This window comes from Streptomyces sp. NPDC002698, from assembly GCF_042888945.1.
Lineage (GTDB): Bacteria > Actinomycetota > Actinomycetes > Streptomycetales > Streptomycetaceae > Streptomyces.
This window is the reverse complement of sequence record NZ_JBIAQM010000022.1, coordinates 95,855-107,491: the sequence shown is the minus strand read 5'-3', so window position 1 is coordinate 107,491 and position 11,637 is coordinate 95,855. Positions and strand designations below refer to the sequence as shown.

Annotated in this window: 11 protein-coding genes; 1 reads left to right on the top strand and 10 read right to left on the bottom strand. The window is 67.6% G+C overall.

Annotated elements, in window-relative coordinates; all coding sequences use genetic code 11:
• Nucleotides 1-86: 86 nt before the first annotated feature.
• The 4 genes from ACFYW9_RS27325 to ACFYW9_RS27310 all read right to left on the bottom strand — a co-directional run bounded on the left by ACFYW9_RS27325 (nt 87) and on the right by ACFYW9_RS27310 (nt 4,285).
• A complete protein-coding gene (locus ACFYW9_RS27325) occupies nt 87-458 on the bottom strand; it encodes an FKBP-type peptidyl-prolyl cis-trans isomerase (RefSeq protein ID WP_389155441.1) in 372 nt (123 codons plus the stop codon).
• Nucleotides 459-518: 60 nt separating this feature from the next.
• Nucleotides 519-1,526: an FKBP-type peptidyl-prolyl cis-trans isomerase gene (locus tag ACFYW9_RS27320; protein WP_389155438.1), complete on the bottom strand. Its 1,008-nt coding sequence runs from the start codon at nt 1,524-1,526 to the stop codon at nt 519-521.
• Nucleotides 1,527-1,654: 128 nt separating this feature from the next.
• Nucleotides 1,655-3,016 carry a Pup--protein ligase gene (gene pafA / locus ACFYW9_RS27315; RefSeq protein WP_019066118.1) on the bottom strand — a complete coding sequence of 454 codons (1,362 nt, stop codon included), beginning with the start codon at nt 3,014-3,016 and terminating at the stop codon, nt 1,655-1,657.
• Between the two features lie 9 nt (nt 3,017-3,025).
• Nucleotides 3,026-4,285, bottom strand: a complete 1,260-nt coding sequence (locus ACFYW9_RS27310) for an MFS transporter (RefSeq protein WP_351863974.1) — start codon at nt 4,283-4,285, stop codon at nt 3,026-3,028.
• A gap of 107 nt (nt 4,286-4,392) precedes the next feature.
• Between ACFYW9_RS27310 and ACFYW9_RS27305 the strand changes: the two genes are divergently transcribed.
• A complete protein-coding gene (locus ACFYW9_RS27305) occupies nt 4,393-5,406 on the top strand; it encodes a LacI family DNA-binding transcriptional regulator (protein ID WP_389155433.1) in 1,014 nt (337 codons plus the stop codon).
• Between the two features lie 100 nt (nt 5,407-5,506).
• On the opposite strand, the gene prcA is transcribed toward ACFYW9_RS27305, so the two are convergent.
• The 6 genes from prcA to arc all read right to left on the bottom strand — a co-directional run bounded on the left by prcA (nt 5,507) and on the right by arc (nt 11,626).
• Complete coding sequence (gene prcA / locus ACFYW9_RS27300) at nt 5,507-6,253, bottom strand: proteasome subunit alpha (protein ID WP_351863979.1); 747 nt, start codon at nt 6,251-6,253, stop codon at nt 5,507-5,509.
• A 57-nt stretch (nt 6,254-6,310) separates the two neighbouring features.
• Entirely contained in the window at nt 6,311-7,156 is an 846-nt protein-coding gene (gene prcB / locus ACFYW9_RS27295; RefSeq protein WP_387307574.1) for a proteasome subunit beta, read from the bottom strand.
• Nucleotides 7,108-7,620 (bottom strand): endonuclease VII domain-containing protein, encoded by a 513-nt coding sequence (locus ACFYW9_RS27290; RefSeq protein WP_389155498.1) that lies wholly within the window; start codon nt 7,618-7,620, stop codon nt 7,108-7,110. Before ACFYW9_RS27290 ends, prcB begins: the two co-directional genes overlap by 49 nt.
• A 118-nt stretch (nt 7,621-7,738) precedes the next feature.
• Complete coding sequence (locus ACFYW9_RS27285; protein ID WP_328667880.1) at nt 7,739-7,957, bottom strand: ubiquitin-like protein Pup; 219 nt, start codon at nt 7,955-7,957, stop codon at nt 7,739-7,741.
• A 156-nt stretch (nt 7,958-8,113) separates the two neighbouring features.
• On the bottom strand, nt 8,114-9,625 hold the full coding sequence (dop, locus tag ACFYW9_RS27280) for a depupylase/deamidase Dop (protein ID WP_351863985.1): 1,512 nt from the start codon (nt 9,623-9,625) through the stop codon (nt 8,114-8,116).
• Nucleotides 9,626-9,859: 234 nt separating this feature from the next.
• The gene (gene arc / locus ACFYW9_RS27275) at nt 9,860-11,626 is read right to left on the bottom strand and encodes a proteasome ATPase (protein WP_339128326.1); all 1,767 of its coding nucleotides are present in this window, start codon (nt 11,624-11,626) and stop codon (nt 9,860-9,862) included.
• Between the last annotated feature and the right edge of the window lie 11 nt (nt 11,627-11,637).

Below are 11,637 nucleotides of genomic sequence, written 5' to 3'. Positions count from 1 at the left end.
GGTGTCGCGGCAAAAGCCGAGGGCCCATGCCCGGACGGACATGGGCCCCAGATGATCCGATCCGGATCGGATCCAGTACGCCGTGATCAGACCGCGATCAGGTCGACCACGAAGATCAGCGTCTCACCGGGCTTGATCGCCGGGGTCGGGCTCTGGTCGCCGTAGGCGAGGCGGGCGGGGATGGTCAGCTGGCGACGGCCACCGACCTTCATGCCCTGCACGCCCTGGTCCCAGCCCTTGATGACACGGCCGCCACCGAGCGGGAACTTGAACGGGGCGCCCCGGTTCCAGCTCGCGTCGAACTCCTCACCCGTGCTGAACGACACACCCACGTAGTGCACCGTGACGTTCTGACCCGACTTGGCCTCGGGGCCGTCGCCCTCCCAGATGTCCTTGATCTCAAGGTCCACCGGCGGCTGGCCCTCGGGGAAATCGATCTCGGGCTTCTCGATGCTCACGTCTTTGCTCCTGCTTTGTGTACGTAAGGACAACATGGACAGTCTCGCATCCCCGGAGGGTTACATCTTCGCCAGGATGTCGACCGAGAAGACGAGAGTGGAGTCCTTCTTGATACCGCTGCCGGCCGGCGGGTTGTCGCCGTAGCCCAGAGCCGGCGGAATCACGATGAGGACACGGCTGCCCACCTTCTTGCCGGTCAGCCCCTGCGCCCAGCCCTTGACGACCTGCTGCAGCGAGAACGACGTCAGCTGACCCCGCTTGTACGTCGAGTCGAACTCCTTGCCGCTGTCCCACAGCACACCCTCGTACTGCACCAGGACACTGCTGTCGGCCTTGACCTCGTCGCCGTCGCCCTCGATCACGTAGTTCGCCACGAGCTTCGTGGGAGCGGCCTTCTTCGGCACCGTGATCTTGGGAGCGGCACCGTCCGTGTTCGTGCCGACCGTCGGCAGCGAGGCGTCCTCCTGCGGCACGTTCTTGCCCTTGGCGGAGCTCTTGGAGTTGAACGTGTCCTCGATGTCCACCACGAACACCAGCGTGTCCGTGCCCTTGATACCCGCCTGCGCGTTGCCCTCCGAGCCATAACCCCAGGTCGGCGGCACCGCCATCTCGACGCGGCTGCCGGTCTTCTTGCCGACCAGACCATAACGCCAGCCGTCGATGATGCCGCCCTGCGCCAGCTGGATGACCAGCGGCGTCCCCCGGTCGTAGGAGTTGTCGAAGACCTTCGCCGTGGCCCAGATCTGACCCAGGTAATTGGCCTGGATGTAGTCGTTCTCCGCGACCGTCTTCCCGTTGCCCGCGATCACCGTCCGGACCGCGAGGTCCTTCGACGGCTCACCCGTGCCCTTGGCCACGGTCGGCTTCTCACCGAACTTCGTACCGGCCGTGATCGCCGGCAGCGGACCGTCGACGATCTTCGGCGGAGGCGGAGCGGACGCCGCGGCCGAGGCCGAGGGCGACGGGGTCTTGCTGGACTTCGCCGTGTCTGACTTGCCGTCGTCACCGCATCCGGCGAGCGTGACCAGTCCAGCGGGTACGGAGAGGAGGAGTGAGCGTCGGCGCACGGTAGGAGCCTCGTATCGGTCGATCTTGGTGGATGGCGTGCGCGCAACTCTACGACGTGCGCGGGGCGCCGTACGGAAAACGTACGGCGCCCCGCGTTGCGTTCCGCGCCACCCACGGAACTCCCGGCTCACATTCCGGCGATGAGCTTCTCCACCCGGTCGTCCACCGAACGGAACGGGTCCTTGCACAACACCGTGCGCTGCGCCTGATCGTTGAGCTTCAGGTGCACCCAGTCGACGGTGAAGTCCCGCCGCTGCTCCTGGGCCCGCCGGATGAAGTCACCGCGCAGACGCGCCCGAGTGGTCTGCGGCGGCACCGACTTGCCCTCGAAGATCTTCAAGTCGTTGCAGATCCGAGCGGCTTGCCCCTTCCTCTCCAGCAGGTAGTACAGGCCACGACGGCGGTGGATGTCGTGGTAGGCGAGGTCTATCTGCGCGACCCGGGGGTGCGACATGGTCATGTTGTGCTTCGCCCGGTACCGCTCGATGAGCTGGTACTTCATCACCCAGTCGATCTCGGTACCGATCCGGTCGAGGTCCTCGGCCTCGATCGAGTCGAGCACACGGCCCCACAGTTCGAGGACCTGTTCGACGGTCCCGGTGCGGATACCGCGGCGCTCACAGAAGTCCACGGCCTTCTCGTAGTACTCGCGCTGCACCTCCAGCGCGGAGGCCTCACGGCCGCTGGCCAGGCGCACCTTCCGGCGGCCCGTGATGTCATGACTGACCTCGCGGATCGCCCGAATGGGGTTCTCCAGAGTCAGGTCGCGCATGACGGTGCCCGCCTCGATCATGCGCAGCACGAGGTCCGTGGCACCGACCTTGAGGAGCATCGTCGTCTCGGACATGTTCGAGTCGCCGACGATCACGTGCAGACGGCGATAGCGCTCGGCGTCCGCGTGCGGCTCGTCACGCGTGTTGATGATGGGCCGGGACCGGGTCGTCGCCGAGCTGACGCCCTCCCAGATGTGCTCAGCCCGCTGGCTGACGCAGTACACGGCACCGCGCGGAGTCTGCAGCACCTTGCCCGCACCGCACAGCAACTGCCTCGTGACCAGGAACGGAATGAGAATGTCCGCGAGCCGGGAGAACTCCCCGTGCCGGGCCACCAGATAGTTCTCGTGGCACCCGTAGGAGTTTCCTGCCGAGTCGGTGTTGTTCTTGAACAGATAGACGTCGCCCGCGATCCCTTCCTCGTGCAGGCGTCGTTCGGCGTCTACCAGGAGACCTTCGAGAATGCGCTCGCCGGCCTTGTCGTGGGTGACGAGCTCCGTCACGTTGTCACATTCGGGTGTCGCGTATTCCGGATGTGATCCCACGTCGAGATAAAGGCGGGCACCGTTCCGCAGAAAGACATTGCTGCTGCGGCCCCATGACACGACACGGCGGAAGAGGTACCGCGCCACCTCGTCGGGAGACAGACGACGCTGTCCCCTGAACGTACACGTGACGCCGTACTCGTTCTCCAGCCCGAAAATGCGGCGGTCCATGACTGAACATTACGCCCGATCCCCTGAGCTGAAACGGGGTTCGACGGCTCGGTTTGGATCATTTTCCGATGAAGCCGCAACGACCCCGCCCCTCCCGGTAGCTGCGAGGACCCGGCCCGTGGCCAGCAGAACCACCAGCGCGGCGGCACCCGCGACCCCCGGAACGGCGAACGCCCGCCCCGCCCCGCCCCACTCCACGACCGGCCCCGCGACACCCGTTCCCACCGAAGCACCCACGGTGAACGTCGTCACAAGCCAGGAAAAAGCCTCGGTGACCGTACCGGTGGGCGCGTGCCGGTCCACCAGCACGAAGGCACACGCGATGCTCGGCGCGAGGAACACCCCGGCAAGCGTCGCCAGCCCCGTCATGGCCACCGGACCCGGCACCAGCACCAGCGGGACGTAACACACCGCCAGAAGGGCCACCAGCACCCGCAGTCGCCGCTCCGGCGCCCCGCCCCAGCGACGCGCGCCGTAGACCACACCGCCCAGCAGCGCCCCGAGCCCGATGCCCGCCATCAGCCAGCCGTACACCACGTCCCCACCGTGCGCGTCGGCGTACGACACCGCCGCCACCGTGATCGAACCGAGCGCGATCCCGATGAACAGGAACGCCCCGAGCAGGGCCAGCAGCCCCGGCGAACGCAGAGCGCCCAGCCAGTGCGCCTCGCGCGGAGCCGAACGCCACGCGCGCGAAGGCTCCGAGACGACCACGGAGAGGGCACCCAGGACACCGATGACGGCCAGGATCAGCAGGGCGGCCTGCGCGGACCAGAGCGACACGCACAGCGTCACCAGCAAGGGCCCGACGGTGAACATGACCTCCTGCGCCACCGCGTCCATCGCGTACGCGGTGTGCACCTGCTCCTCCTTGCCCAGCACGGAGGGCCACAGCGCCCGCAGGCCGCCTTCCAGGGGCGGCGTGAAGAGCCCGGCCACGGCCATCGCGGCGCAGGCGAGCGCCACCGGCTCCGTTCCGGCCAGGGCGAAGACGCCCATGCCGAGCGCCGAGACGACCGCGGCGGGCAGCTGCACCCGGGGCTGGCCGTACAGGTCCACGAGCCGGCCGAGCAGCGGCTGCCCGACCGCGTTGGCCACCCCGTACACGGCCGCGAGCGCGCCCGCCAGGCTGTACGTACCGCCCCCGGCCCGCACGAACAGCACGACGGCGATGGCCGCCGTGGCGTTCGGCAGCCGCCCCACCAGCGTCCCCGCGAGCAGCCTGGCGGCATGCCTCGCCCTGAGGATCTCCAGGTATCCCGCGGCCATGACGTGCCCTTCCGGTAGCGCGCGACGTCCAAGTGTTACGTATAACGTCTCCCTCAATACGTACCATGTGCGCTGACCGGGAGTCCAGACGAAGGAGCAGGCCCACGGTGGCAAGAGGTAGCACGCGCCCCACCAGCCGGGACGTCGCCGAGGCCGCCGGGGTCTCCCAGGCAGCCGTCTCCCTCGTCCTGGGCGACAAGTGGCGCGGCCGCGTCTCCGCCACGACCGCCGACCGCGTCCGCGACGCGGCCCAGGAACTCGGCTACCGCCCCAACCTGGCCGCCCGCAACCTCCGCCTCGGCCGCACCCGCACCGTCCTGCTGGTCGTCCCCGCCCTCACCACCGAATTCTTCGCGGGCGTCTACACCGGCGCCGCCCGCGTCGCAGCCCAGCACGGCTTCGGAGTCGTCCTCTACCCCTCCCCCGAAGGCATCGGCCCCGCCCGCGACCCCTTCGGCTCCGCCCAGGCCGCCCTCGACGGCGTCATCGCCTCCTCCATGGCGGCCGACGCCCTCACCGCGATCCGCGGCGACCAGCTCCCCCTCGTCATGCTCGACAGCGACCCCGCCGGCAGCCAGGGCGCCGCCACCGTCAACCTCGACATCGCCGACGGCGTACGCCAGGTCACCGACCACCTCCTGGCACTCGGCCACCGCCGCTTCCTGCACCTCGCGGCCGACATCCCCTCCTGGACCTTCGAGGTCCGCGCCCGCGAACTGGCCTCCTGCCTCGTCGAAGTCCCCGGGACCAGCCTGCGGGTCGCCCGCGCCCCCATCTCCTTCGAAGACGCCCTGGCCGCCGCCCAGACCGCACTCTCCACCCCGGGACCCCGCCCCACCGCGATCGTCTGCGACGACGACAAACTCGCCGCGGGCGCCTACAAGGCCGCCCGCCGCCTCGGCCTGCGCATCCCCGACGACATCTCCGTCACCGGACTCGACGACCTCGCCCTGGCCCGCGCCCTCGACCCCGAACTCACCACCGTCCGCCTGGACGCCGAACGGTTCGGCGAACAGGGCATGAAAGCCCTCCTGGCCGTCCTCGACGGCCGCACGCCCCCGCAGGAGGACATCCCCGTCGAACTCGTCGTACGAGGCTCCACGGCCCCTCCTGGCACCTAGGCCCTCGCCTCCCACCGCATACGGAAGGGGCCGCACCGGTCTGCACCGGGGCGGCCCCTTCCGTATAACACCCGAACGGGCACGAGGTCCGACCACGACCTCACTCGTCGTCGTCGGCGTCCTCGGCCTCCGTCGCCGTCTCCGCGCCCCCGGCCTCCAGCAACCGGGACAACTGACGGCCCACGATCCGCTTGAACTTCCGCTGCTGCGGCCGCGTCCGGTCCAGCACCGCGACCTCCAGCCGCTCCGCCGGAATCTCCCGCTCGCCACCGTTCGGCTCCCGGGACAGCGACTGGACAGCCAGCTTCAGCGCCTCGGCCAGCGACATGCCGTCCTGGTGCTGCGTATCCAGATACGTACTGATCTGCTCGGCGTTACCGCCGACCGCGACCGAGCCGTGCTCGTCCACGATCGAACCGTCGTGCGGCAGCCGGTAGATCTGGTCACCGTCGGGCGTCTCCCCGACCTCGGCGACCACCAGCTCCACCTCGTACGGCTTCTCGGCCGCCGACGAGAAGATCGTGCCCAGCGTCTGGGCGTAGACATTCGCCAGACCACGAGCGGTCACATCGGCACGGTCGTACGTGTAGCCGCGCAGATCGGCGTAACGCACACCGCCGATCCGCAGGTTCTCGTACTCGTTGTACTTACCGGCGGCCGCGAAGCCGATCCGGTCGTAGATCTCGCTGAACTTGTGCAGCGCGCGGGACGGGTTCTCGCCGACGAACACGATGCCGTCGGCGTACTGCAGCACGACCAGGCTGCGGCCACGGGCGATGCCCTTGCGGGCGTACTCCGCCCGGTCGGCCATCGCCTGCTGGGGTGAGACATAGAACGGCGTCGACACCGGCTATCCGTCCCTTTCTGTCGAAGTCACTGGATCACCTGGAAGAGAGACGGACGTTCAGTACAGCGCGGCACGCGGGCCGTCGGGCTGCTGGAGCCGCGCCTCCAGGATCACGCGCGCGATCTCGGAGGACTCCTCGTCCGTGAGCCGGCGGAAGCCGCTCTCGGTGATCACGGTGACGATCGGGTAGATCCGGCGCGCGACATCGGGACCACCGGTCGCCGAGTCGTCGTCGGCCGCGTCGTAGAGGGCCTGGATGACCAGCGTCGTCGCCTGGTCCTCCGTCAGATCCCTGGCGTAGAGCTTCTTCATGGCACCGCGCGCGAAGAGCGAACCGGAGCCCGTGGCCGCGTAGCCGTGCTCCTCGGAGCGGCCGCCGGTGACGTCGTAGGAGAAGATGCGGCCCTTGCCGCGGTCCACGTCGTAGCCCGCGAACAGGGGGACCACGGCCAGGCCCTGCATGGCCATGCCGAGGTTGGAACGGATCATCGTGGACAGGCGGTTCGCCTTGCCCTCCAGGGAGAGCTGCGCGCCCTCCACCTTCTCGAAGTGCTCCAGCTCCAGCTGGAACAGCTTCACCATCTCCACGGCCAGGCCCGCCGTGCCGGCGATGCCCACCGCCGAGTACTCGTCGGCCGGGAAGACCTTCTCGATGTCGCGCTGGGCGATGACGTTCCCCATCGTGGCCCGCCGGTCACCGGCGAGGACGACCCCGCCGGGGAACGTGACGGCGACGATCGTCGTGCCGTGCGGGGCCTCGATCACACCCTGGACGGGCGGCAGTTGCCGCTTGCCCGGGAGCATCTCCGGCTGGTGCTCGGAGAGGAAGTCCATGAAGGACGACGACCCGGGCGTCAGGAAGGCAGCCGGTAGACGCCCGGTGCTACGAGTGTTGGCTTCCACGCGTTTCCTTCCAGGTATGTCGCAGCCCGTCTCATGACGTCGGGCCGATCCTTGAACTGCCCCAGTGCGGCGTTGCAGCTGAAGCACAGTACGCCTCGGACCCTACCCGTCTGGTGACAGTGATCCACATGTTCGGCAGGGGCGGTTAGGCAGATACAGCAGATTCCCCGCTGCTCCGCGACCATCGCGTCCAACTCGACTGGCGTGAGGCCGTACTTGCGCTGGAAATAGCTGGTCCGGTTCCGCTCCGCACGGCACTCACGGCAGTAGCTCGCCCAGCCGTCCGAGGAGGACTTGTTGCGCTCCCACGCGGAGTGCGGTTTCACGACCTGGCACTGCGGGCAGCGCTTGTGGCCCCGCGGTACAGGCACCTTGACCCGTACCGTTCTGCCCTTGGCCTCCTGGCGCTGCCGGTAGTACTCCGCGGAGCATTCCCGGCAGTACGCCTGGAGACCGTCGGACATCGACCTGTTGCTCGCGAAGGCCGCCCGCGGTTTGTTCTGCTTACACCGCGAGCAGCTTCGCGTTTCCACTTCTTCAGCCACGTTCGGCTCGAACCTTCGATTCGATGGAAAAAGTGGCTTACTGCCCGCCCTTCTGAACGAAGGACCTCACGAAATCCTCGGCGTTCTCTTCGAGTACATCGTCAATCTCGTCAAGAACCGAGTCGACGTCGTCGCTCAGCTTTTCCTGGCGTTCCTTGAGGTCGTCGGTCGCCTGCGCGTCCTGTGTCTGCTCCTCGGCCTCCTCGGTGGAACGCGTCGCCTTCTGCTGTCCGCCGCCGGTGTCCTTGGTCGCCATAACCCTCACCCCGCTCGGTTCGACGTTCTTGATCAGACCCTACAAGCAGGGTCCGACATCGGCCCCGCAGTTGCCACAACGTACGGGGACCACCTCGATGATTCCCGTAACGCCGGGTATTCCACCCTGTCCGGCCGGTGCCGTCCCGGGGGAAGCTCAGTTGCCCGACAGCACCCTGACCAGGTCCTCGGCCGTACGGCAGCGGTCCAGGAGTGCCTTGACGTGATTACGCGTTCCGCGAAGCGGCTCCAGGGTTGGGACGCGCTGGAGCGAGTCCCGGCCGGGCAGGTCGAAGATCACCGAGTCCCAGGAGGCCGCCGCCACGTCGTCCGCGTACTGTTCCAGGCAGCGCCCGCGGAAGTAGGCGCGGGTGTCCTCCGGCGGTGTCGTACGGGCCCGCTCGACCTCGCCCTCGTCCAGCAGGCGCTTGATCCTGCCCCGGGCGGCCAGACGGTTGTAGAGGCCCTTCTCGGCCCGTACGTCGGCGTACTGGAGGTCGACCAGGTGCAGCCGGGCGGCGTCCCAGTCGAGGTCGTCGCGGCGCCGGTAGCCCTCCATGAGCTCCCGCTTGGCGACCCAGTCGAGCTCTCCGGCGAGGCTCATCGGGTCGTTCTCCAGGCGGTTCAGGGTGTCCTCCCAGCGCAGGAGGACGTCCTTGGTCTGCTCGTCGGCGTCCGCCCCGAACCGCTCCTCCACGTATTTGCGCGACAGCTCGAAGTACTCCATCTGCAGTTGCACGGCGGTGAGCGTGCGGCCGCTGCGGAGCGTGACCAGGCGCTTGAGGGTCGGGTCGTGGGAGACCTGGTGGAGGGTGCGTACGGGCTGGTCGACGGCCAGGTCGACGGCGATGAAGCCGTCCTCGATCATGGAGAGGACCAGTGCCGTCGTACCCAGCTTGAGGTAGGTCGAGATCTCGGAGAGGTTGGCGTCTCCGATGATCACGTGCAGCCGGCGGTACTTCTCGGCGTCGGCGTGCGGTTCGTCGCGGGTGTTGATGATGGGGCGCTTGAGGGTCGTCTCCAGGCCTACCTCGACCTCGAAGTAGTCGGCGCGCTGGCTGAGCTGGAAGCCGTGCTCGTGTCCGTCCTGGCCGATGCCGACGCGGCCCGCTCCGGTGACGACCTGGCGTGAGACGAAGAACGGCGTGAGGTGCCGCACGATGTCCGAGAAGGGGGTCTCCCGCTTCATCAGGTAGTTCTCGTGCGTGCCGTAGGAGGCGCCCTTGTTGTCGGTGTTGTTCTTGTAGAGGTGGATCGGCTGGGCGCCGGGAAGCTGGGCGGCGCGCTCCGCGGCCTCGGCCATGATGCGCTCGCCGGCCTTGTCCCACAGGACGGCGTCCCGCGGGTTGGTGACTTCGGGGGAGCTGTATTCCGGGTGTGCGTGGTCGACGTACAGCCGTGCACCGTTGGTGAGGATGACATTGGCCAGGCCGATGTCCTCGTCGGTGAGCTGGCTGGTGTCGGCGGCCTCCCGGGCGAGGTCGAAGCCTCGCGCGTCCCGCAGCGGGTTCTCCTCCTCGAAGTCCCAGCGGGCGCGGCGCGCCCGGTGCATCGCCGCCGCGTAGGCGTTGACGATCTGGGACGAGGTGAGCATGGCATTGGCGTTGGGGTGACCGGGGACGGAGATCCCGTACTCCGTCTCGATGCCCATTACTCGCCGTACGGTCATGCGGCCCTCCTTGCCCGGCGGCGCCCTCGGTCGGGGGCGCTGCTCAAGTACCGCTGGCGCTCCGGTGCGTGTGCGGTGCCCGTCCCCGCACTGCGCGACTCGGCGGTACGAAAGAGCCTAGAACGCCTTTGCGCTGGTGGGGAGATCATTTGCGTCATTGCTGTGCTCCGGCCTTGTCCTGAAAAACAGTCGGCTGCGGGTACCCGCCGAGGGCACCCGCAGCCGCCCTGTCTTTTACAGGTACTGACCGGTGTTGGCCACCGTGTCGATGGAGCGTCCGGTGTCCGCGCCCTGCTTTCCAGTGATGAGCGTACGGATATAGACGATCCGTTCGCCCTTCTTTCCGGAGATCCTGGCCCAGTCGTCGGGGTTGGTGGTGTTCGGCAGGTCCTCGTTCTCCTTGAACTCGTCCACGCATGCCTGGAGGAGGTGGGAGACCCTGAGGCCCTTCTGGCTGTGCTCCAAGAAGTCCTTGATGGCCATCTTCTTGGCGCGGCCCACGATGTTCTCGATCATGGCGCCGGAATTGAAGTCCTTGAAGTAAAGGACTTCCTTGTCACCGTTGGCGTAGGTGACCTCCAGGAAGCGGTTCTCCTCCGATTCGGCGTACATCTGCTCCACGGCTGTCTGGATCATGCCGTGGACGGTGGCCGCCCTGTCGCCGCCGTGCTCTCCGACGTCTTCGGAGTGCAGGGGGAGGCGCTCGGTGAGGTACTTCTGGAAGATGTCCTTCGCCGCTTCGGCGTCGGGGCGCTCGATCTTGATCTTCACGTCGAGCCGGCCGGGCCGCAGGATGGCGGGGTCGATCATGTCCTCGCGGTTCGAGGCGCCGATGACCACCACGTTCTGCAGGCCTTCCACGCCGTCGATCTCGGCGAGCAGCTGCGGGACGATGGTGTTCTCCACGTCCGAGCTGACGCCCGATCCACGGGTGCGGAAGAGGGATTCCATCTCGTCGAAGAAGACGATGACGGGTGTGCCCTCGCTGGCCTTCTCCCGGGCACGCTGGAAGACGAGGCGGATCTGCCGCTCGGTCTCGCCGACGTACTTGTTCAGGAGCTCGGGGCCCTTGATGTTGAGGAAGAAGCTCTTGCCGGTGGCCTGTCCGGTCACTTCGGCGACCTTCTTGGCCAGTGAGTTGGCCACGGCCTTGGCGATGAGCGTCTTTCCGCATCCGGGGGGTCCGTAGAGCAGGACTCCCTTGGGCGGGCGCAGTTCGTGTTCCTTGAAGAGGTCGGGGTAGAGGTACGGGAGCTCGACCGCGTCGCGGATCATCTCGATCTGGCCGCCCAGACCGCCGATCTGCTCGTAGCCGATGTCCGGGACCTCTTCGAGGACGAGTTCCTCGACCTCGCTCTTGGGAACGATCTCGTAGACGTAGCCGGAACGGGGTTCGAGGAGGAGGGCGTCTCCGGGACGGATATTGACGTCCAGGAGTGGTTCGGCGAGCCGTACCACCCGTTCCTCGTCGGTGTGCCCCTGTACGAGGGCGCGCTCGCCGTCCTCCAGGATCTCCTTGAGGGTGACGATGTCGCCGACGCTCTCGTACTCCATGGCCTCGACCACGTTGAGGGCTTCGTTGAGCATCACTTCCTGGCCGCGCCTGAGCTCGTCGAGCTCGACGCTGGGGCTGACGTTCACCCGGAGCTTGCGGCCCCCGGTGAAGATGTCGGCCGTGCCGTCCTCGTTCGCCGTGAGGAAGACACCGAAGCCGGCCGGCGGCTGTGCGAGCCGGTCGACCTCCTCCTTGAGGGCCACGATCTGGTCGCGGGCCTCACGGAGTGTGTTCGCCAGTCGTTCGTTCTGTGCGGACACGCCTGCCAGGTTGGTCTGCAACTCGACGATCCGCTCTTCGAGAATCCTCGTGTGTCGCGGAGAGTCGGCGAGCTTGCGTCGCAGGACGGCGATCTCCTGCTCAAGGTAGGCAATCTGCCCGGCGGGGTCATCGGACCCTCTTCCCGGGCGGATGCCGCGGTTCATGTCGTCGTCGTGGGCTGCCACGGTCCTCACCT

Excerpts from the sequence above, each read along its gene's own strand:
- pafA (WP_019066118.1), bottom strand. The coding sequence starts at position 3,016 with ATGGACCGCCGCATTTTCGGGCTGGAGAACGAGTACGGCGTCACGTGT.
- ACFYW9_RS27310 (WP_351863974.1), bottom strand. The coding sequence starts at position 4,285 with ATGGCCGCGGGATACCTGGAGATCCTCAGGGCGAGGCATGCCGCCAGG.
- ACFYW9_RS27290 (WP_389155498.1), bottom strand. The coding sequence starts at position 7,620 with ATGTCCGACGGTCTCCAGGCGTACTGCCGGGAATGCTCCGCGGAGTAC.
- ACFYW9_RS27285 (WP_328667880.1), bottom strand. The coding sequence starts at position 7,957 with ATGGCGACCAAGGACACCGGCGGCGGACAGCAGAAGGCGACGCGTTCC.
- dop (WP_351863985.1), bottom strand. The coding sequence starts at position 9,625 with ATGACCGTACGGCGAGTAATGGGCATCGAGACGGAGTACGGGATCTCC.